14 protein-coding genes are annotated in these 20981 nt (G+C 70.5%); 10 read left to right on the top strand and 4 right to left on the bottom strand.

The window, feature by feature from the left end; all coding sequences use genetic code 11:
* Nucleotides 1–183: 183 nt before the first annotated feature.
* Nucleotides 184–1329, top strand: a complete 1146-nt coding sequence (locus tag ACQCO7_RS35600; RefSeq protein WP_464075670.1) for an ATP-grasp domain-containing protein — start codon at nt 184–186, stop codon at nt 1327–1329.
* Nucleotides 1330–1615: 286 nt separating this feature from the next.
* On the opposite strand, the gene ACQCO7_RS35595 is transcribed toward ACQCO7_RS35600, so the two are convergent.
* The 4 genes from ACQCO7_RS35595 to ACQCO7_RS35580 form a co-directional block, all read right to left on the bottom strand.
* Nucleotides 1616–2920 (bottom strand): alpha-L-fucosidase, encoded by a 1305-nt coding sequence (locus ACQCO7_RS35595; protein ID WP_464075669.1) that lies wholly within the window; start codon nt 2918–2920, stop codon nt 1616–1618.
* Nucleotides 2921–2944: 24 nt separating this feature from the next.
* The gene (locus ACQCO7_RS35590; protein WP_464075668.1) at nt 2945–5989 is read right to left on the bottom strand and encodes an alpha-mannosidase; all 3045 of its coding nucleotides are present in this window, start codon (nt 5987–5989) and stop codon (nt 2945–2947) included.
* A gap of 69 nt (nt 5990–6058) precedes the next feature.
* Nucleotides 6059–7396: a 6-phospho-beta-glucosidase gene (locus ACQCO7_RS35585; protein WP_464075667.1), complete on the bottom strand. Its 1338-nt coding sequence runs from the start codon at nt 7394–7396 to the stop codon at nt 6059–6061.
* Nucleotides 7393–8157: a DeoR/GlpR family DNA-binding transcription regulator gene (locus tag ACQCO7_RS35580; RefSeq protein ID WP_464075666.1), complete on the bottom strand. Its 765-nt coding sequence runs from the start codon at nt 8155–8157 to the stop codon at nt 7393–7395. The genes ACQCO7_RS35585 and ACQCO7_RS35580 overlap by 4 nt, the downstream gene beginning before the upstream one ends.
* Before the next feature lie 163 nt (nt 8158–8320).
* Here ACQCO7_RS35580 and ACQCO7_RS35575 point away from each other — a divergent pair, with 163 nt between their 5' ends.
* The 9 genes from ACQCO7_RS35575 (at nt 8321) to ACQCO7_RS35535 (ending at nt 20981) form a co-directional block, all read left to right on the top strand.
* On the top strand, nt 8321–9340 hold the full coding sequence (locus tag ACQCO7_RS35575; protein WP_464077367.1) for a carbohydrate kinase family protein: 1020 nt from the start codon (nt 8321–8323) through the stop codon (nt 9338–9340).
* A gap of 157 nt (nt 9341–9497) precedes the next feature.
* Nucleotides 9498–10784, top strand: coding sequence for an ABC transporter substrate-binding protein (locus tag ACQCO7_RS35570; RefSeq protein WP_464075665.1), 1287 nt, complete (start codon nt 9498–9500; stop codon nt 10782–10784).
* Complete coding sequence (locus tag ACQCO7_RS35565; protein WP_464075664.1) at nt 10784–11737, top strand: carbohydrate ABC transporter permease; 954 nt, start codon at nt 10784–10786, stop codon at nt 11735–11737. The genes ACQCO7_RS35570 and ACQCO7_RS35565 overlap by 1 nt, the downstream gene beginning before the upstream one ends.
* 12 nt (nt 11738–11749) lie before the next feature.
* Nucleotides 11750–12586, top strand: a complete 837-nt coding sequence (locus tag ACQCO7_RS35560; RefSeq protein ID WP_464075663.1) for a carbohydrate ABC transporter permease — start codon at nt 11750–11752, stop codon at nt 12584–12586.
* Nucleotides 12586–15501 carry a glycoside hydrolase family 2 TIM barrel-domain containing protein gene (locus ACQCO7_RS35555; protein WP_464075662.1) on the top strand — a complete coding sequence of 972 codons (2916 nt, stop codon included), beginning with the start codon at nt 12586–12588 and terminating at the stop codon, nt 15499–15501. Before ACQCO7_RS35560 ends, ACQCO7_RS35555 begins: the two co-directional genes overlap by 1 nt.
* 41 nt (nt 15502–15542) lie before the next feature.
* Nucleotides 15543–17393 carry a LamG-like jellyroll fold domain-containing protein gene (locus tag ACQCO7_RS35550; RefSeq protein ID WP_464075661.1) on the top strand — a complete coding sequence of 617 codons (1851 nt, stop codon included), beginning with the start codon at nt 15543–15545 and terminating at the stop codon, nt 17391–17393.
* Nucleotides 17394–17428: 35 nt separating this feature from the next.
* On the top strand, nt 17429–19102 hold the full coding sequence (locus ACQCO7_RS35545) for a PHP domain-containing protein (protein WP_464075660.1): 1674 nt from the start codon (nt 17429–17431) through the stop codon (nt 19100–19102).
* Between the two features lie 25 nt (nt 19103–19127).
* A complete protein-coding gene (locus ACQCO7_RS35540) occupies nt 19128–19949 on the top strand; it encodes a PaaX family transcriptional regulator (RefSeq protein ID WP_464075659.1) in 822 nt (273 codons plus the stop codon).
* A 138-nt stretch (nt 19950–20087) separates the two neighbouring features.
* Entirely contained in the window at nt 20088–20981 is an 894-nt protein-coding gene (locus ACQCO7_RS35535) for an alpha/beta fold hydrolase (protein ID WP_464075658.1), read from the top strand.

The following is a 20981-nucleotide window of genomic DNA, read 5'->3' as shown; positions in this document are numbered from 1 at the left end:
GGAGCACGACCCGGGAATCCGTAACACGCGTGTTGCACGCGGTACCCCCCGCAGGCCGTATGATCGCCTCCAACACCACCGCCATGAACTTCCCTTCGCGCAGGGCGGTTTGGTGTCCCTCCAACCTTCTGCCCGGGCCGGGCCCGCTTCGCCCTGCCCGCGAACCCTGAAAGGCGGCCTCGCATGGTCTCTCGCGTACGCGTCTGGCTCAACCGCACGTACGCGGAGAACGTCTTCTTCATGGATCAGCTGCGGAGAAATCCCAGCGACCGCGCCGTGGAGATCCATGCGACGCACGGCGACGCCGACTCCCCCGTCCTGGCCGCCGCCGACACCGCCGACCTGGAGCCCGAGGGCCTCTCCCCCGCCGCCTACGTCGAGTTCGCGCTCGACCAGTGCGCGCGCCGCTCCATCGACGTGTTCGTGCCGCGCCTGCACCAGTCGGCGGTCGTCGCGCACCGCGCGGACTTCGAGGCGGTCGGCACCGCGCTGCTCGCGCCGACGCCGCAGGCCGTGGCCGTCTTCGAGGACAAGATCGTGGCGTACGAGGCCGTGCGCGCCGTCGGCGTGAGTGTGCCGCCGTGGTTCCGGGTCCGTGACGCCGGGCAACTGGTCGCCGCCGTCGACGCGTTGGAGGCCGACGGCCACAAGGCGTGCTTCAAGCCGGCGTCCGGCGCGGGCGGGGTGGGCTTCCGCGTCGTCACGCGCTCCCCCTTCTCGCTCTCGCACCTCACCGGATTCCCGTCCCCCTACGTCCCGTTGGACATGGTGACGGCCGCGCTGGAGGAGGCCGAGGAAGAGGTCGACTGGATCGTCATGCCGCGCCTGGAGCAGCCCGAGGTGTCGGTGGACTGCCTCACCGGGCCCGACAACATCGTCCGGATGTCCATCGGGCGCACGAAGAACGGGCGCCGTCGCGGGTTCACGCTGGACCAGCGGTGGCTGGAGCCTGCCCGGCTGATCGCCGAGGGCTTCGGGCTGCACTACCTGTCCAACATCCAGTTCCGGATGTTCGGCGACGAGCCGGTCCTCATGGACGTCAACACCCGGCCCGCCGGAGGGCTGCACCAGCTCTCGCAGTGCGGGGTCAACGCCCCTTGGGCGGCTGTGCAGTTGGCGCTCGGCGAGGACCCGGGCGAGATCGCGCCGCCGTTCCTCGGACAGGACTACACGGTCGTCTCCGGACCGCGTCAGCTGCGGCCGGTGACGCTGCCGCAGCATCGGGTGGACGAGCCGGTGCTCCCGGCGGTCGCCGCGCCCGCCGCGTTGGTGGAGAGCGAGGCCGTCGTGGAGAGCACGGTCGCCTCGGAGGCCACCGCGTCCGCCTGAGCAGACGCAGGTCATCCCTCATCTCCCCCGGTCACGGAAAACTGGGGGAGATTTTTTTGCGTGGGGGTGTATCAGGGGGCAGGGTGGGCGCTCTTACTCATGTGGGCGCAGGGGGGCTCGACGGGGGAAGCGCCGACGTTCCTGGGGAAGCACCACAAGGGGGAGCACCACAAGTTCCATGGACCTCACGGGGGACCGAACGGGGTACGGGAGGTCCGTGGAGCGATCGGGGGATCGGGTCGGTCGGCCGCTGTCACGGGGAGCGACCGGCCGACCCGAATGACGTTCAGAACCGTCCCGCTCCCCGGTACAGCTCCAGTTCGCCTTCCAGCTCGACGGCCAGGACAGTGGCGTACGGATCGAGATCCGCCTCTTCCGGCCGGTCGATCCACAGGACACCCACCGCGTCGTGCAGCCCCCCGACCACCCGGTGCCCCAGCTCCTTGCCCGACCCCACGACCCGCACCCTTCGCACGCCGGTCGCCAGACCCCGTACGCCGATCTCCGCGCGCGGCGCGTCGAAGAGGACGAGGTACAGGGTGCGCCCGTCGGCGGAGAGGGTGCTCGGGCCGTAGTGGTGCCCCGCCGGAAGCCCGCGCCCGGTCCCGTACACCGCCTCCTCGTGCCTGCGGATCCACTCCCCCAGCCCTTCGAGGCGCTCGGCCTGCGGTGCGGGGATCGTGCCGTCCTCCATCGGGCCGACGTCCAGGAGCAGGTTGCCGCCCCCGCCGATCGTCTCCGTGAAGTAACGGACCAGCTGGGCAAGGGACTTGTGGTTGTCGTCGTGGTGCTGGTAGCCCCACGAGTCGTTGATCGTGAGGCACAGCTCCCACGGCCCGTCCGGCGGCACGATGGGGGCGCCCTGCTCGGGGGTCGCGTAGTCGCCCTCGCTGAGCATCCGCGCGTTGAAGACGACGTCCGGCGTGTACGACCGGATGAGCGCGGCGAGTTCGGGGATGCGCCACTGCTCCTCGCTGCGGTCCCACTCGCCGTCGAACCACATCAGGTCCGGGCGGAAGCGGGACGCCAACTCCGTGATCTGGCCGTCCCGGTAGGCGATGAACCTCTCCCAGGCGACCAGGTCCTCGTCCTCGGCGGAGCATTCGGAGTACCGGTTGTCCTCCTGCTCCGGCGGGCGGCCCGGCTTGCGGGTCGTCGCGTAGTCGGGGTGGCTCCAGTCGGAGTGCGAGTAGTAGAGGCCGACCTTGAGGTCCTTCTCCCGCAGCGCGTCGGCGTATCCGGTGAGGAAGTCCCGGTCCAGGCCCAGGTGTCTGTGCTCGGTGTCCCACATCGCGACGCCGTCGTGGTGGCGGGCGGTGAGGACGGCGTACTTGGCCCCGGCGCGGGCGAACAGGTCGGCCCAGGCGCGGGGGTCGTACTTCGACGCGGTGAACCGGTCGAGCTGGGAGACGTACTGGTCGTAGGGGACGATGTCGTCGTAGAAGGACCAGGACTCCGGGACGCCGTCCACGGCGTAGATGCCCCAGTGGACGAAGATCCCCAACTTGGCGTCGGTGAACCAGGGTTGCATGGGCACGGCTGAACTCCTAGGCCACATAGGGGTGTTCGGGGAGTCCCGAGGGACGGGCACCGCCGAGTGCCCGTCCCGCAGGGGTCATGCGCGCCGCAGGCGCAGGGTCAGGATCTGGAACGGCCGCAGCGCGACCGCCACCGACCCGTCCGCCGCCAACTCCACGTCCTGAGAAGGCCGTTCGAGCAGGTCGGTGATCTGCGCCCCGGCGATCGGCACCGACGTGCGCAGCGTCCCTTCCGCACGGCCGCCGCTCGACTCGTAGAGCCGGACGACGAGGTCGCCCGAGCCGTCGTCGGCGAGCTTGACCGCCTCGACGGTCACGCCCTCGCCGTCCACAGAGACGACCGGTTCGGCGGCGCCCGTCGACTCGGCGAGGCGCAGCGGCAGGTTGAGGGAGTAGCCCTCGGCGACCGCGTCGGCGATGCTCGCGCCCGGCAGCAGGGAGTAGGTGAAGCGGTGGCGCCCCTGGTCCGCGCCGGGGTCCGGGATGCGCGGGGCGCGCACCAGGCTGAGGCGGACGGTGGTCGTGGTGCCGCCGTCCTCGCGGACCGTGCGGGACACGTCGTGGCCGTACGTCGAGTCGTTCAGCACGGCGACGCCGTAACCGGGTTCGGCGAGGTGGACCCAGCGGTGGCCGGAGACCTCGAAGCGGGCCGACTCCCACGTGGTGTTGGTGTGGGTGGGGCGCTGGATGTGGCCGAAGGCGATCTCGGCGGAGGAGTGCGGGGCGCGGATGTCGATGGGGAACGCGGCCTTGAGGATCTTCTCGGCCTCGTGCCAGTCGATGTCCGTCTCGACGTCGATGCGGGAGCTGCCGGCGCGGACGGTGACCGTCTGGACGATCGTCGAGCCCTTGCCGAAGGACCGCTCGATCCGCACGGCGCCGATCAGCGGATCCGCCTCGACGACGGTCACCGAGTCCGCGTCGAGCAGGTCGGTGTACCGGTTCTTGTAGTGCTTGTCGATGTCCCAGGCGTCCCAGTAGTTGGGCAGGTCGGTGTGCAGGCGCAGCAGGTTGCCGGGTTCGGCGAGGACTTCACGTCCGGCGCGCAGGTCGTACACCGAGCCCAGAGTGCCGTCTTCCAAGAACGTCACGCGTACCAGGCCGTTGTCGAGCGTCAGCCCGTCCACGGTGACCGGGTGCGGCGCCTCCGAGTCGGTCAGCACCGCGCTGCCGCCGGCCGGCACCTCGACGTAGGCGCGGGTGCCGTCCGGGGTGCGGACGACCTCGGCGCGGTCGTAGGGGCTGGTGTTGAAGACGCGCAGGCCGCCGTGGCCGAGGGCGTCGATCGCCTCGGCGGTCAGCTCCTCCAGCTCCTCGGCGACACGGGCGTACTCGGCCTCGGCCTCGCGGTGCACCCAGGCGATGGAGGAGCCGGGCAGGATGTCGTGGAACTGGTGGAGCAGGACCGTCTTCCAGAGGCGGTCGAGCTTCTCGTACGGGTAGGTGTAGTCCGGTGCGTGCAGCGCGGCCGTCGTCGCCCACAGCTCGGCCTCGCGCAGCTTGTGTTCGCTGCGTCGGTTGCCCTGCTTGGTGCGGGCCTGCGAGGTGTAGGTGGCGCGGTGCAGCTCCAGGTAGAGCTCGCCGACCCAGACGGGGGCGTCGGGGTACTCGGCGCGGGCCTTGGCGAAGAACTCGTCGGGGTGCTCGATCTCGACCTTCGCGGAGCCCTCCAGGTCCTTCAGGCGCCGGGCGCGCTCCATGATCTCGCGGGTGGGGCCGCCGCCGCCGTCGCCCCAGCCGAACGGCGCGAGCGAGCGGTTGGCGTTGCCCTTCTCGCGGTACTGGCGGACCGCGCGGGACATCTCCTCGCCGCTGAAGCGGGCGTTGTAGGTGTCGACGGGCGGGAAGTGCGTGAAGATGCGGGTGCCGTCGATGCCCTCCCACCAGAAGGTGTGGTGGGGGAAGGTGTTGGTCTGGTTCCAGGAGATCTTCTGGGTGAGGAACCACTCGTTGCCGGCGAGCTTGGCGAGCTGCGGGTAGGCGCCGGTGTAGCCGAAGGAGTCCGGCAGCCAGACGCCCTTGGTCTCGATGCCGAAGTGCTCGATGAAGAACCGCTTGCCGTGGATGAGCTGGCGCGCGACGGCCTCGCCGCCGGGCAGGTTGCCGTCCGCCTCGACCCACATGCCGCCGACGGGCGCCCACTGGCCCTTCTTCACGGACTCCTGGATGCGGGCCCACACCTTGGGGTAGTTGTCGCGCACCCACTCGTACTGCTGGGCCTGCGAGCAGGCGAACACGAACTCCTCGTACTCGTCGGCCAGCGACGTCACGTTGGAGAAGGTGCGGGACGTCTTGCGCTTCGTCTCGCGGATCGGCCACAGCCACGCGGAGTCGATGTGGGCGTGGCCGACGCCCGAGATGACGTGCGCGGAGGCGTTGGCGGGCTTGGCCAGCACCGGCTTCAGCACCTCGCGTACGGCCGGGGCCGACCCCGCCACGTCGTCCAGGTCGAGCGCGTCCATCGCCCGGTCGAGCGCGTGCATGATCTCGTGGCGGCGCGGGTCGTGCTCGCCCAGCTCGACCATCAGCTCGCGCAGGACCTGCACGTCGAGGTCGAGGTGCCAGACCTCCTCGTCGAGGACGGCGAGGTTCGCGTGCCGGAAGGTGTAGAGCGGCTTGTCGCCGGCCGTGAGGATGTCGCCCATCGGCGTGATCTTCGAGAAGTTCTCGGCCAGGATGTCCGGGTTGGACGCGGCCTCGACCAGGTAGTCGATCTCCTCGCCGCCGACGGCGGGGTTGGCGACGGCGACGTACTGGTTGAGCGGGTTGACGGCCTTCAGCGGGGTGCCGTCCACGGTGTGGACGAGGGCCTCGGCCTGGTTGCCGGGCCAGTCGCCGACGAAGCCGAGGTCGATGACCGACTCGACGCGGCGGCCCGCCCACTCGGCGGGGACCGTGCCGCGCATCCGGAACCAGGTGGTGCCCCACGGCGGGCCCCAGGGGGTGTCCATCGCGAACGGCGTGTACGGCGCGGCGGCGGCCTCCTCGAAGGACACCGGCTCTCCCGGGGCCTGCCAGGCTTCCACCGCGAAGGGGACGGTCGCCGCGTAGATCGCGGGCTTGATGCGCTGGGTGTGGAGGCGCTCCACGCGCTCCTCGATCCGCTGGCGTTCGTCATGCATGAGAGGTCTCCAGGGAGAGATACCGGACCAACCGTAGAAAGCGCTTTCCGGACGCTTTCCGCCGGGAGCTTACTTGAGGTACCCGAGACCGGGGTGAACGGCCGTGTAGCCCTCCACCAGCCTGCGGGCGACGTTCACGGAGTCGACCAGCGGGTGCAGCGCGAACGCCTTCACCGCGGTCGTACGGGCGCCGGACTCGGCGGCGGCCAGCACCTCGCGCTCGACGGCCTTGACCGCGCTGACCAGGCCGACCGCGTGGCCGGGCAGGGGCGCGACGGCGACCGGGTGGGCGCCGTTGGCGTCGACCAGGCAGGGCACCTCGATGACCGCGTCCGTGTCGAGCACGGAGAGGGTGTGGCGGTTGCGGACGTTGAGGATGAGGGTCGTGCGCTCGTCGCGGGCGATGGCCCGCATCAGGGCGAGGGCGACCTTCTCGTACCCGCCGGACAGGTCGTCCTCGTCGCGTTCACCGGCACCGGCGGTCTCCCGGTTCTCGGCCATGTACGTCGCCTCGCGCTCGGCGCGGGTGCGGTTCCAGGCGTCCAGCGCGTGCGCGCCGGGCGCGGCGACCTCGTCGTAGAACTGGGCCTGCTGGTCGCGCAGGAAGGCGCCGCGGGTCTTCTCGGCCTCCTGGTAGGAGCGGACGGCCTCGCGGTTGAAGTAGTAGTAGTGCAGGTACTCGTTGGGGATCGCGCCGAGCGACTTGAGCCAGTCGGTGCCGAAGAGCTTGCCCTCCTCGAAGGAGCCGAGCAGGTCGGTGTCGGCGAGGAGGCGGGGCAGTTCGTCGCGTCCGGCGATCTTCAGCCCTCGTACCCAGCCGAGGTGGTTGAGGCCGACGTAGTCGATGTAGGCGTCGTTCGGGTCGGCGCCCAGCACGCGGGCGATACGGCGGCCGAGGCCCACCGGGGAGTCGCAGATGCCGATGACGCGGTCGCCGAGGTGGCGGGACATGGCCTCCGTGACGAGGCCCGCCGGGTTGGTGAAGTTGATGACCCAGGCGTCCGGGGCGAGCCGGGCGACGCGCCGGGCGATGTCGACGGCGACCGGCACCGTGCGCAGCCCGTACGCGATGCCGCCCGCGCCGACCGTCTCCTGGCCGAGGACGCCCTGGTCGAGGGCGACCTTCTCGTCGTTGGCCCGGCCTTCGAGGCCGCCGACGCGGATCGCGGAGAAGACGAAGTCGGCGCCACGGAGGGCGTCGTCGAGGCTGGTGGTGGCGGTGACCACCGGCGCGTCCGGCACCGGGGCGGCCTGCTCGGCGAGGACTCTGGTGACCGCCTCCAGCCGCCCCGCGTCCAGGTCGTGCAGGACGACCTCGGTCACCCGGCCCTCGCCGCGGTCGCCGAGGAGCGCGCCGTACACGAGCGGCACCCGGAATCCGCCGCCGCCCAGAATCGTCAGCTTCACGCTTGCACCTTTCCTGCCACGATCACCTCGGCACCCGCCTCCGCCAGGGAGGAGCGGGTGACCGGGTCGACCGGGGCGTTCGTCACCACCACGTCCAGATCTTCTGGACCACAGACCTTCGCCATGCCCGTGCCCGGGAACTTGGCCCGGTCGGCGAGGAGGACGACCTTGTCGCTCGCCTTGATCATCGCGCGTTTGACCGGCACCTCGACGACCGTCGTGTCCATCACCTCTCCGCCGGGGCGCACTCCGCTGGTGCCGAGGAAGAGCCAGTCGGCGCGGAGCTGGCGGAGGTTGTCCTCGGTGAGGAAGCCGACCAGGGAGCGGTAGTCGCGGCGGACCACCCCGCCGAGCAGGACCAGTTCGATGCCCTCGTCGTCGGCCAGTTCCTCGTAGACGACGAGGTTGCTGGTGATGACGGTGAGGCGGCGGCCGTGCAGTTGCCGGGCGAGCCGGTAGGCGGTGGTGCCGATGTCGAGCAGCACCGACTGTCCGCTGCCGATCATCGCCGCCGCGCGGGCGGCTATCGCGTCCTTCTCGGCGACGCGGACCCCGGCGACCTCGGCGAAGGGCTGGTCGCCCTCCTCGGCGACCGCGCCGCCGTGGACGCGGGTCAGGAGCCCGTCCTCCTCCAGCTTGACCAGGTCGCGCCGGATCGTCGCGGGGCTCACGCCGAGCTGCTCGGAGAGGTCGGTGACAGCTGCGGGGCCGCCGGAGCGCAGGGCCCGGAGGATGAGTTGATGTCGTCGTTCTGCCAGCACGACACGAACACTACTCGTCATCTTCAATCAAATCCATGCTCATTTCTGCTCGACTATTGACCAGATCTGGAAGAGAGCGCACGATTCCGTGCACCGAATGTGAACAGTTCTGACGAACGTTCCGACGAGAGGCGCCACCCCCGTGGACGACACCGACACCCCCGTGGACGACGACCGCCCCGACGTCCTGCTGACCGGTCTGCTCTTCTACGACCTCGTCCTCACGGGTCTCGGCAAGCCGCCCACGCCCGGCGAGGAGGTCTGGACGGCCGGTATGGGCTGCGGCCCCGGCGGCATCGCGAACCTCGCGGTGGCCGCCTCCCGCTTCGGCCTGCGCACCCAGCTCGCGACGGTCTTCGGCGACGACTTCTACGGCGCGTACTGCCAGGAGGTCATCGCCGGCCAGGAGGGCGTGGACCTCACGCTGTCCCGGGTCGCCAAGGACTGGCCGACCCCGGTGACGGTGGCCCTCGCGCACGGCGACGACCGCGCCCTGGTCACGCACGGCCAGGAGCCCCCGTACTCGCAGGACGTCCTGATGGCCGCCCCGCCCGCCGCGCGTACCGCGCTGGTGCACCTGGAGGCCGAGCCGCGCGAGTGGATCGCGAAGGCCGCCGCGAACGGCACGCGGGTGTACGCGGATGTCGGCTGGGACCCCACCCAGGAGTGGTCGCGGGACCTGCTGGACCAGCTCGCCCTGTGCTACGCGTTCCTGCCGAACGAGGGCGAGGCGATGGCCTACACCCGCACGGACAGCGCGGTCGCGGCGCTCGGCACGCTCACCGAGCTGGTGCCGGTGGCGGTCGTCACGCGCGGCGGCGAGGGTGCGGTGGCCGTGGACCAGACGACCGGCGAGTACGCCGAGGTCCCCGCGCTCCCGGTGGACGTGCTGGACGCGACGGGCGCCGGTGACGTGTTCGGCGCGAGCTTCGTCGCGGCCTCGCTCGGCGGGTGGCCGCTGGAGGAGCGCCTCAAGTTCGCGGTGCTGGCCGCGGGGCTCTCCGTACAGCACCACGGCGGCGCGCTCGCGGCGCCGGGCTGGTACGGCGTGGACCGCTGGTGGCGGTCGGTGACCGACCCCGGACTGCGGCACGCGTACGGCTTCCTGACGGACCGGCTGCCCGCCGATCCGGGGCGGCCGGTGCGGTACGCGCCGGTGACGCCTCCGGCGCGGCTGACCTGACGGTCCGTCGGTTTCATTTCAGAGACCCCCCTTGAGACCCCCCTTGAGACCCCCCTCAGAAACCCCCCTTGAGAACCCCCCTTTGAGCCCCTCCCTTTGAACCCCCCCTTGATACCCCCCGAGTAGTGCAGAACAGATCCGAAAGGCGGTGGGAGCTGTGCGGCTCTCACGAAGAGGCTTGCTGCGTGCGGGCCTGGCCACCGGGGCCGCCGGTGCGCTGGGCGGCCTCGCGTCCAGTTGCGCGGTACCGGCCGGTTCGACCGGCGACAACATGGTCCTGTGGTACTGGAACGGCGGCCTGAGCGACACCGTCGTGAAGAACGCCAAGAAGCGGTACGGCCCCTCGGTCGACCTGAAGGCGATCCAGATCGGCGGCTACTACCGCTCGAAGCTGATCACGACCATGGCCGGCCGGGCCCACATCCCGGACATCGCGGGGCTCAAGGGCGAGGACATGGCGTCCTACCTGCCGAACGCGGACCAGTTCGTGGACCTGCGCACGCTCGGCGCCGACAAGCTGAAAAGCCAGTACCTGTCGTGGAAGTGGGACCAGGGGGTCGCCGACGACGGGACGATGGTGGGCTTCCCCATCGACTGCGGCCCGGTCGCGCACTACTACCAGCCCGCCGTGTTCGCGAAGGCGGGCCTCCCCTCCGAACCGGCGGACGTGTCACGGGAGATCGCGACCTGGGAGCAGTTCTTCGCGGCCGGTGAGCAGCTGAGGAAGCGGCTTCCCGGCACGTTCCTGCTGACCGACATCACCAGCGTCTTCACGATGTCGATGAACCAGGGCACGAAGCAGTACGTCGACAAGGACCGGCGTTTCATCGGCGACGAGGACCACGTCCGTACGGCGTGGGCGCGGGCGGTGGAGGCGAAGAAGCGCGGGATCGTCTCCAGCATCGTCAGCGGCACGCCGGACGCGCTGTCGGCGCAGGAGGACGGCAAGCTGCCGTCGAACCTGAACGCGTCCTGGTCGACGAGCGACCTCAAGCAGGGCGTCCCGAAGACGGCCGGCAAGTGGCGGGTGGCGAACTGTCCGGGCGGGCCCTCCAACATCGGGGGCTCGTTCCTGGCGATCACCAAGGAGTGCCGGGAGCCGGAGAAGGCGTTCGAGATCATCACCTGGCTGCTGGACGCCGACAACCAGGCGCAGGGGTTCGTGGACGCGGGTCTGTTCCCGTCGACGCCCGCGTCGTACGGCATGAAGAAGCTGACCGAGCCCGACCCGTTCTTCGGCGGGCAGGTGACCATGGACGTCTTCGGCCCGGCCGCGCAGAAGATCCCGGTGGCCTACAACAGCCCGTTCGACATCGCGCTCGGCCAGCCCCTGAAGGACGAGATCAAGAACGTCGGCGTCCTCGGCAAGAACCCCGAGCAGGCTTGGAAGGACGCCATGAGCAAGTGCCGCCGGATCGCGAAGCACCTGGGGGTGAGCTACTGATGGCCACCGCCCTCCAGAAGCCTCCCGTCGTCGAAAGAACGACGGCCGCCCAGCCCAAGAGGGGCTGGCGCAAGTACTGGCATCTGTACGCCGCGATCTCCCCCTTCTACCTGCTGTTCCTCGGCTTCGGCCTGATCCCCGTCGGGTTCTCGCTGTACGTCTCGTTCCACCGCTGGGACGGGCTCGGGTCGATGGAGTGGGCCGGGCTCGCGCAGTACCGGTACCTGATCTCCGACACGGACTTCTGGAACTCCATCGGGAACACGATCGTCATCTGGGCGCTCGCGACGTTCCCGATGATCTTCCTGGCGATGGTGACGGCCGTGATGCTGAACTCGGCCGTGCGGTTCAAGAACGTCTACCGGTTCGCGTACTTCCTGCCGAACGTGACGTCGGTGGTCGCGGTGGCGATCATCTTCGGGTCGGTGTTCTCGACCAACTTCGGCCTGATGAACGCCCTGTTGCAGGCGGTGGGTCTTGACCAGGTGGCGTGGCTGAACACGCCGTGGGGGATCAAGGTCGCGATCGCGACGCTGATGACCTGGCAGTGGACCGGCTACAACGCGATCATCTTCCTCGCCGGGCTCCAGACGATCCCGGGCGAGCTGTACGAGGCGGCGAAGGTCGACGGGGCGAACCCGTTCCAGACGTTCTTCCGGATCACGCTGCCGATGATGCGGCCGGTGCTGCTGTTCGTGCTGGTCGTGTCGACGGTGACCGGGCTCCAGTCGTTCTCGGAGCCTCAGGTGCTGCTCCAGTCGACGGCCAACGACTCGACGTACGCGGGCGGTCCGGGGCACTCGGGCCAGACGATGGTCCTCTACTTCTTCCAGCAGACCTTCGACAACAACGACTTCGGCTACGGCGCCGCCGTGGCGTGGGGGATCTTCCTCGTCGTCATCATCTTCTCGATCGTCAACTGGCGCCTGGTGCAGCGCCGGGGCGAAGACTAGGAGCCGCGCGCCATGTCCTCCATCAAGGGCTCCCGCAGGCGCGGTATCGCGCTGCACGCCGTACTGGTCATCGGGCTGCTGCTGTCGGCGTTCCCGTTCTACTGGGCCGTCATCATGTCGACCCACACCTCGTCGGAGATCTTCTCCTATCCGCCGAAGCTGCTGCCGGGCTCGCACTTCGGGGAGAACGTCCGCAATCTCTTCGACTCGATCGACTTCTTCGGGTCGATGGGGAACTCGCTGCTGGTCGCGACCAGCGTGACCGTGCTGGTGCTGTTCTTCGACTCGCTGGCCGCGTTCGTCTTCGCGAAGTTCCCCTTCCCGGGCCGCAGGGTGCTGTTCGCGCTGATGATGGTCATCTTCATGGTCCCGGCGCAGCTCGCCGCGATCCCGCAGTTCGTGATCATGGCGAAGCTGGGCTGGATCGGGTCGATGACCTCGCTGATCGTCCCGGCGGCGGCGAACGCGTTCGGCATCTTCTGGATGCGCCAGTACATGCGGGGCGCGATCCACGACGAGCTGCTCGACGCCTCGCGGATCGACGGCGCGAACTTCATGCGCCAGTACTGGCACGTCGCGCTCCCGGTGGTGCGTCCCGGGCTCGCGTTCCTCGGGATCTTCACGTTCATGGGCCAGTGGAACGACTACGCGTGGCCGCTGATCGCCCTGACCAACCCGGACAACGTGACCCTCCAGGTGGCGTTGTCGCAGCTCAACGGCACGCACGGCACCACGGACTACGGCATGGTCATGACCGGCGCGCTGCTCGCGCTGGTCCCGCTGCTGATCGTGTTCGCGATCGGCGCCCGCCAGATCATCGGAGACCTCGCGAAGGGGGCCATCAAGTGATGGACCCGCTGTCCGCGCTCCGCCCCTGGGAGTCACCCGAGGTGACCTCCTGGGGGCGGTCGCCCATGTCCGCCGTGGACCGCCGTCCCGGGGCCCTGTCCCTGGACGGCGAGTGGCGTTTCCAGCTCCTGCCGTCGCCGGACGCGGCGCTCGGCGGCGCCTGGTCCTCGCAGACCCTGCCGGGCGCCTGGACCATGCAGCACACGGACGACCCGCCGGTCTACCTCAACGTCCGGATGCCGTTCCCGGACGTCCCGCCGTCCGTGCCCGCCGTGAACCCGACGGGCGTGTACGAGCGGGTCGTGGACGTCCCGGCCGACTGGACCGGCAAGCGGATCGTCCTCCAGGTCGGTGCCGCCGAGAGCGTGCTCCTCGTCCACGTGGACGGCCGCCCGGTCGGCGTCTCGAAGGACTCGCACCTCGCGGCCGACTTCGACATCACGGAGTTCGCGCGTCCCGGTGAGCGCGTCCTGGTCCGCCTCACGGTCGTCAAATGGTCGGATGTCTCGCACATCGAGGACCAGGACCAGTGGTGGCACGCGGGCATCACGAGGTCCGTCCTCCTGTACGCGACCGACCCCCTGCACCTCGCCGACGTCGACGTGCGCGCCGGTGCCGACGGGGCGTTGCGCGTCGACTGCACGGTGCGGGACGCGCGCGGCGAGCTGCCCGAGGGCTGGTACGTCACCGGCGAGCTGAACGGCGCCCTCCTCACCCAGGACGCCGAACTCGACCGGTTCAACGAGGAGGACGGCCGCGTCTCCGCGTTCCTCGGCGAAGTCCGCCTGAACCACCAGGTCACCGGCGTACGGCCGTGGAGCGCCGAGACGCCGGTGCTGTACGGTCTCTCCGTCCGCCTGCATCGCGCCGACGGCTCGGTGGCCGACGTCTCCCGGCACCGGGTGGGGTTCAGGGACGTCGAGATCGTCGGCCGGGATCTGCTGGTCAACGGCGTGCGGGTGTTCCTGCGCGGGGTGAACCGGCACGACTTCCACCCGCTGACGGGCAGGACGGTGTCGTACGAGGACATGCGCGCCGATCTCGCCCTGCTGAAGCGGTTCAACTTCAACGCGGTCCGCACCTCGCACTACCCGAACGACCCCGCGTTCTACGACCTCGCCGACGAACTCGGCGTCTACGTGGTCGACGAGGCGAACGTCGAGTCGCACGACCACGCGCACGAGATCACCGACGACCCGCGTTACCTGGGCGCTTTCGTGGACCGGGTCTCGCGGATGGTGCTGCGGGACAAGAACCACCCGTCGGTGATCGTCTGGTCGCTGGGCAACGAGTCGGACTACGGGGCGAACCACGACGCGGCGGCCGGCTGGGTGCGCCGGCACGATCCGACTCGACCGGTTCAGTACGAGGGCGCCGCGAAGCTCGACTGGGCCGCCGCCTCGGACGCCTCCGACATCGCCTGCCCGATGTACGCCTCGCTGGACGAGGTGGTCGCGCACGCCCGCTCGGGGACACAGACGAAGCCGCTGATCTGGTGCGAGTACTCGCACGCGATGGGAAACAGCAACGGCACGCTCGCGGACCACTGGTCCGCCATCGAGTCAACGCCTGGACTTCAGGGCGGGTTCATCTGGGAGTTCTGGGACCACGGAATCCTCCAACGTGTGAACGACGGACGACCGGCCGGGCGTGGGGGCGCCGGGCTCTACGAGAGCGGCGTCGCCGGACCCGGCCACCGCTGGGCGTACGGCGGTGACTTCGGCGAACCCGATCACGACGGCGCGTTCATCGCGGACGGCGTCGTCTTCCCGGACCGGACCCCGAAGCCGGTGCTGTTCGAGCACCGGGAGATCGCGGCGCCGGTCCGGCTGGAGCTGGACGACTACGGCGACCTCGTGGTCTCCAACCACCAGCACTTCCGGGGTCTCGACTGGCTGGACGCCGAATGGCGGCTGTCGCTCGCCGACGGCACCGACCTCGTCTCCGTGGCAGAACTGCCGGATCTGGCGCCGGGTGACTCCGGTGTCGTACCCGTGCCGTTCACGCTGCCTCAGGACGGCGGCGAGGCGTGGCTGACCCTGCGGGTGACGACGGCGGAGGAGCTGCCGTGGGCGCCGGCGGGGACCGAGATCTGCGTGCCGCAAGTGCGGTTGCGAGGGCCCTCGGCCGCCGGGAAACCGGTGGTGAGGGGCCGGGTCGAGATCGACGGCGACGGGCTGCTCGTCCACCCGCTGCTCACCTCGGCGCCGGTGCTCTCGCTGTGGCGGGCGCCCACCGACAACGACGAGCTGGGCGGCATCGCGGCGCGCTGGCGGGCGTGGGGGCTCGACCGGCTCGTGCGCGAGGTGGTGTCGGTGCAGCGGGACGGCGCGGTCGTCATCGTGGACGCCGAGTACGCGGGCGCGACGGGTGTCGTACGGCACCGGCAGATCCTCACGCCGGTGGAGGGCGGCATCCACGTCGACGAGTCGGCCCAGGTGCCCGAGGCGTTCCACGACGTGGCGCGCGTCGGGTCGGTCTTCGAGACGGTGCCCGGGCTCGACCTGCTCGAATGGTTCGGGCAGGGCCCCTGGGAGTCGTACCCGGACCGCGCGGCCGGCGCTCCCGTCGGCCACCACGCGCAGCCCGTCGACCGGTTGTTCACGCCGTACCTGCGCCCGCAGGAGAGCGGCGGCCGGCACGGCGTACGGCGCTTCACCCTGTCCGCGCCGGACGCCACCGGGCTCGCCGTCACCCTGGACTCCCCGCGCCAGGTCTCCGTCACGCGCCACCGCGCGGGCGACCTGACGGCGGCGGCGCACCACGACGAACTCGTGCCGCGCGCGGGCTGCGTGGTGCACGTCGACGCGGCGCACCGGGGGCTCGGCACGGCCTCGTGCGGGCCCGACACCTTCCCCTCCTACCTGGTCGCGACGGGCTGCCATCACTGGAGCTGGACCCTGCGCGTGCTGTAACGCTCACCTCCCCTTTCTTCCTCAGCACCACCGGAGCACCTGTGTGTACTTCGCATGCCCATGACTCTTCCGGCCAGGAGCCCTGCGAGGCTCCGCAGGCCGGTGCCGGACGGCGCGGCTTCCTGCGCGCGACGGCGCTGCTCGGCGCCGCCGCGACCGCCGGGGTCGCGCTGCCGGCCGGTTCCGCCTCGGCCGCCGAGAAGGTTCAGGCTTCTTGGCGTCCCGACGCGAAGAGCCGTCGGTTCACGCTCGCCGTGATGCCCGACACCCAGTACCTCTTCGACGGGCCCAGCATCGACGCGAAGCCCGTCGAGGCGTCCCTCAAGTACCTGCTGGAGCACGGGAAGGACGAGAACATCGTCTTCCTGTCGCACCTGGGCGACCTGACGCAGAACGGGGCCGCCGCCGAGTTCTCGGCGATCGGCGACGCGTTCAGGCTGCTGGACCGCAAGGGTGTCGGCTACAGCGTGCTGGCCGGGAACCACGACGTGAAATCCTCGACGACCGACCAGCGCGGTGCCTCGTCCTACCTGGACGCGTTCGGGCCGAAGCGGTTCGCGTCCAAGCCGACCTTCGGCGGGGCGTCCCCGGACGGCTACAACACGTACCACCTGTTCCACGCGGGCGGCCGTCAGTGGCTGGTCCTCGCGCTGGACTGGCGGCTGTCCGACCAGGGGTACGCGTGGGCGAAGAGCGTCCTCGCCCAGCACCCGAAGACGCCGGTGATCCTCACGACGCACGAACTCGTCGTGGACGACGACCAGTTGTCGGACTACGGGCAGCAGCTGTGGGACCGGCTGGTCAAGGACCACGACCAGATCTTCCTCACACTGAACGGGCACTACTGGCCCGCCGGACGCGCAACGCGCAAGAACAGCGCGGGCAACGACGTCCACCTGCATCTGACGAACTATCAGAACCGGTACTTCGGCGGCGCGGCGATGATCCGGCTGTACCGCTTCGACCTCGACCGGAACGTCATCGACGTCGAGACGGTGTCGCCGTGGATCCTGGGGCGGGCGAAGAAGGGGCTCAACGAGTTCGAGCGGCAGGAGATCGAACTCAGCGGTGACGCCGACCGGTTCAGCGTCGACATCGACTTCGCGGCGCGCTTCGAGGGCTTCGCCCCGGCGCCGGTGCGGGCGGCGCGGCCAGTGTCCCGGATGCTCGTGCGGGGGACGGTCGCGTACTGGCGGTTCGACAAGGCGGCGAGCGGCACGGTCCGCGATCTGTCGGGGAAGGGCAACGACCTCACGCAGGTGAGCGTGGGCGGCGGCGCCCTCGGCTGGTCCGCCGACCACCACCCCGACCAGCCGGGGCACGGGAGCCTGGAGTTCCAGGGGTTCAAGTCGCCGCTGAAGGGCGCCTACCTGAAGACCGTCCCCTCGGCGCCGATCAACAAGGCCGTGTTCAAGAACGGGTACACCATCGAGGCGTTCTACCGCCTGCCCGCCGACTGGGACCCGTCCCACCACGCGTGGTCGGGGATCGTCAGCCGGACCGGTACGGGCGGCGCCGCGCACAAGACCGGGGACGACCCGGACGAGCCGCTGGCCACGCTGTCGCTGTCCAACGACCGCGAGCCGCAGTGGGCGATGCGTCCGCTGAACCAGGAAGGCATCGCCACCAACTGGGGCCAGCAGACGCCGCTGGAGACCTGGTGGCACGTCGCCGTTGTCAACGACGGGAAGCACACGACGCTGTACGTCGACGGGTGCCCGGTGGTGCGCAACCCCAAGGCCGTGTCCACGGGGATCACCTCGGTCGGGCTGCCGTGGCTGCTCGGCGGCTACGAGTACGCCGGGAAGATCGACCAGATCCTGCACGCGCGCCTCGGTGATGTGCGGATCGTCGAACGGGCGCTGCCCGTCAGCCAGTTCATGAACCACTGACCGTCCCCGGAAAGCCCTCCTCAGGAAGACCCGTCATGACCGAGCAACAGCTCCCCACCTGGGCCGACCCCTCCGTCGCGCCCGCCGACCTCGATCCGCAGGGCGTCTCCAGGCGCGGACTCCTGCGCAGCGCGGGCCTGTTCGGGGCGGCGTTCGCGCTGTCCCCGGCGCTGGCCTCCCCCGCCTCCGCCGCCGGCAGGGGCCACGGCTACGGGGGCGAGGACCCGCGCCTCGCCTACCTCGTCGGCGACCACCACATCCACTCCGTGTACAGCCACGACGCGAAGTACACGTTCTCCCAGCTCGCCGCGAAGGCCGCCGAGTTCGGGCTGGACTGGATGGTGTTCACCGAGCACTCCAACTTCGGGCACGCGCAGTACGGCGCCCCGCTGGAGCACGCGGAGATCCTCAGGGCCCGCAAGGAGAACCCGCGTCAGCTCATCTTCCAGGGCCTGGAGTGGTACATCCCGGCCGCCGAGCACTGCACGGTGTTCACGCCGCCGGGTCCCAACGAGGTCGACGTCCTGACCCGGTTCGAGAGCGCCTACGACGGCAAGCTCCTCCAGTACACCGACGGCGCCCCCGGCAACCCCAACACCGCGCGCAACGAGGCACACGCCGTCAAGGCGATCAAGTGGCTGGCCGAGCAGCGCCGTACCGGTTACGTGGACGACGTGCTCGTGCTCGCCAACCACCCGCTGCGCCTCGGCATCGACTCCCCGCACGAACTGCGGGCCTGGCGCGACGCCGCCCCCGAGATCATGATCGGCATGGAGGGGGCGCCGGGTGCTCAGGGCGCGGCGATCCCCGGCTGGCGCGGGGCGAACTCGATCCGGGGCGAGTACGAGAACGCGCCGTCGGCGAACTCCTTCGCGGGGTACCCGAAGGAGGCGTACCTGACGTACGGCGGTTTCGACTGGGCGACGGCGACCGTCGGGGGGCTCTGGGACTCGATGCTGGCAGAAGGCGGCCTGTACTCGATCACCAGCAACTCCGACGCGCACCGGGTCGTCTTCGACACGTGGAAGAACGGCGACTGGCCGGCCGGGCGGAACTTCGACAACACCGGCAAGCTGCCCGACCCGGTCGACACGACGTCCCCGCAGCCGGGCAGCGACTTCTGGCCGGGCCAGTTCAGCCGTACGCACGTCGGTGTCACCCGCTACGGCTACCGCGCGGTCATGGCCGGTATGCGCGCGGGCCGGGTCTGGGCGGACCACGGCCACCTGCTGGACGGTCTGGAGGTCCGCCTCAAGCGTCAGCACAGCCACGGCCGGGGCGTCACGCTCGGAGGGCGCCTGCGGGTCCGCAAGGGCGAGAAGCTGACCCTGGAGATCACGGTCACCACGGCGTCCCGCGTCAACCCCCACGGCATCCTCCCGAAGCTGGCCCACGTCGACGTCATCCGGGGCACGGTCACCGGCCCGGTCACGGACGCCGACACCTGGAAGGCCCCCGACACGAAGGTGGTCCGCACGAAGGACGTCTCCGGCCTCAAGGGGACGTACACCCTGCGCATCCCGGTCACGGTGGAGGACGACTCCTTCTACCTCCGGCTGCGCGGCAGCGACGGCAACCGCACCGGCACGGGCTACCTCGGCGCGTCGGTCGACCCGCGCGGCCCGATCCCCCACACGCCGGGCGACGGCGACCCGTGGACGGACACCTGGTTCTACGCGAACCCGATCTTCGTGGACGTGGTGCGCTGACCCGTACCGCCGTACGGTTGGCCGGGTGACCACGGAAGAATCGGTGCGGCCCCAGTCCCTGATGCTCACGTTCCTGGGTGATCAGGTACTGGGGCGCTCCGTCTGTGTGTACTCCGGCAGCGTCATCGACGTGTTCGCGCGGGCCGGGGTCGGGGAGCAGGCCACGCGGTCGACGCTCACCCGGATGGTGAACCGGGGGCTGCTGCGGCGCCAGCGGGAGGGCCGGCGGATGTACTTCGGGCTGACCGCGCACTCCGAGGCCGTGCTCAGGGACGGGGAGCGGCGGGTGTGGCACACGGGGGCGGTGAACCGGCGGTGGGACGGTTCGTGGACGCTGCTGGGGTTCTCGCTGCCGGAGTCGTGGCAGCGGCAACGGCACGACCTGCGCTCGAAGCTGGCCTGGCACGGGTTCGGTCCGCTGTTCAGCGGGCTGTGGATCGCGCCGGGCGAGGTGGACGTCGCCGAGCTGGTCGAGGAGCTGGGGCTGTCCGCGCACGTGAAGGTGTTCCGCGCGCAGGCGGACGCGGGCACGGACATCACGGCGATGATCGAGGAGACCTGGGAGCTGGGCGAACTGGCGTCCCGGTACGCGGCGTTCAAGGAGCGCTGGCAGCGCTGGGAGGGTGAACTCCCGTCGGCGGACGACGCGTTGGCACGCCGCCTGCTGCTCCAGACGGACTGGCTGAACATCATCCGCCGCGACCCCCGCCTCCCGGTGCGCCACCTCCCCGCCGACTGGCCGGCGGACGGCGCGGAGAAGACGTTCCGCCGCGTCCACGAACGCCTCACGCCGCTCGCGGAGGAAGCTGCGGCCCGCCTCATCGACCTTGTCCCGACCCGGAGTTGAAGGTCGCTTCCCGGCCGGAGTCACCGCCCGAAAAGGCCAACACCCGCACGCACCCGGATGATCTGGGTCACCATGGGAGATGACCGCAGCGTGTACCGCAGTTGACGGGGGCTTCCTTCTTTTCAGAAAGGGCCGCGGATGCGTACCGAGGTGTTCACGGGGGACGGCAGACGGCTGGCGGTGGAGATCGCGGGTGATCCGCGCGGGTTTCCCGTCTTCCTGCTGCACGGCACCCCCGGCAGCCGGATCGGCCCGGCGCCCCGCCCGATGCTGCTCTACCACCGGCGGGTCCGTCTGATCACCTACGACCGTCCGGGGTACGGCAGTTCGGACCGCCTCCCGGGCCGCTCGGTCGCGCATGTCGCCGAGGACGTCGCGGCGATCGCGGACGCGCTCGGCGTGGAGCGTTTCGCGGTGGCCGGCCGCTCCGGCGGCGGCCCGCACGCCCTGGCCTGCGCGGCGCTGCTCGCGGGCCGGGTGACGCGCGTCGCGGTCCTGGTGAGCCTGGCCCCGCGCGACGCGGCGGGCCTGGACTGGTTCGCGGGGATGTCCGCGTCGAACGTCCACGAGTACGCGCAGGCCGTCACCGGCCCCGACCACCTCGCCGCGAGCCTGCGCGCCCGCTCGGTCGCGATCCGCGCCGACCCGCGCAAGCTGCTGTCCCAGCTCCGGTGGGAGCTCACGGAGTCGGACCTCAGGGTGATCGCGGACGCCGGTATCCGCTCCATGCTGATCCGCAGCTACGCGGAGGCGCTCAGCGTCTCGGCGGACGGCTGGGTGGACGACGCGCTGTCGTTCTGCGCGCCGTGGGGTTTCGCCCTGGACGCGATCTCCGTACCGGTGCTGCTGTGGCACGGCGAGCAGGACGTGTTCGCGCCGGCCAGCCACACGCGGTGGCTGGCGGAGCACATCCCGGGCCGTACGGTCGTCGTGCATCCGAGGGCGGCGCACTTCGCGGCGCTGCGGGTGCTGCCGGACATCGTGACATGGCTGTCGGGCGGCCCCAACCGGCTGGCACCGTCGCAGACTTGA

Source organism: Streptomyces saintjeani (assembly GCF_055409605.1).
Note: the sequence above shows the minus strand (reverse complement) of the source record. Positions and strands in the feature narration are given on the sequence as shown.

What these genes read in the sequence shown, in the direction of transcription:
- ACQCO7_RS35565 (WP_464075664.1), top strand. Translation starts at nt 10,784, where the DNA reads ATGGCCACCGCCCTCCAGAAGCCTCCCGTCGTCGAAAGAACGACGGCC.
- ACQCO7_RS35555 (WP_464075662.1), top strand. Translation starts at nt 12,586, where the DNA reads ATGGACCCGCTGTCCGCGCTCCGCCCCTGGGAGTCACCCGAGGTGACC.
- ACQCO7_RS35545 (WP_464075660.1), top strand. Translation starts at nt 17,429, where the DNA reads ATGACCGAGCAACAGCTCCCCACCTGGGCCGACCCCTCCGTCGCGCCC.
- ACQCO7_RS35535 (WP_464075658.1), top strand. Translation starts at nt 20,088, where the DNA reads ATGCGTACCGAGGTGTTCACGGGGGACGGCAGACGGCTGGCGGTGGAG.
- ACQCO7_RS35600 (WP_464075670.1), top strand. Translation starts at nt 184, where the DNA reads ATGGTCTCTCGCGTACGCGTCTGGCTCAACCGCACGTACGCGGAGAAC.
- ACQCO7_RS35560 (WP_464075663.1), top strand. Translation starts at nt 11,750, where the DNA reads ATGTCCTCCATCAAGGGCTCCCGCAGGCGCGGTATCGCGCTGCACGCC.
- ACQCO7_RS35590 (WP_464075668.1), bottom strand. Translation starts at nt 5,989, where the DNA reads ATGCATGACGAACGCCAGCGGATCGAGGAGCGCGTGGAGCGCCTCCAC.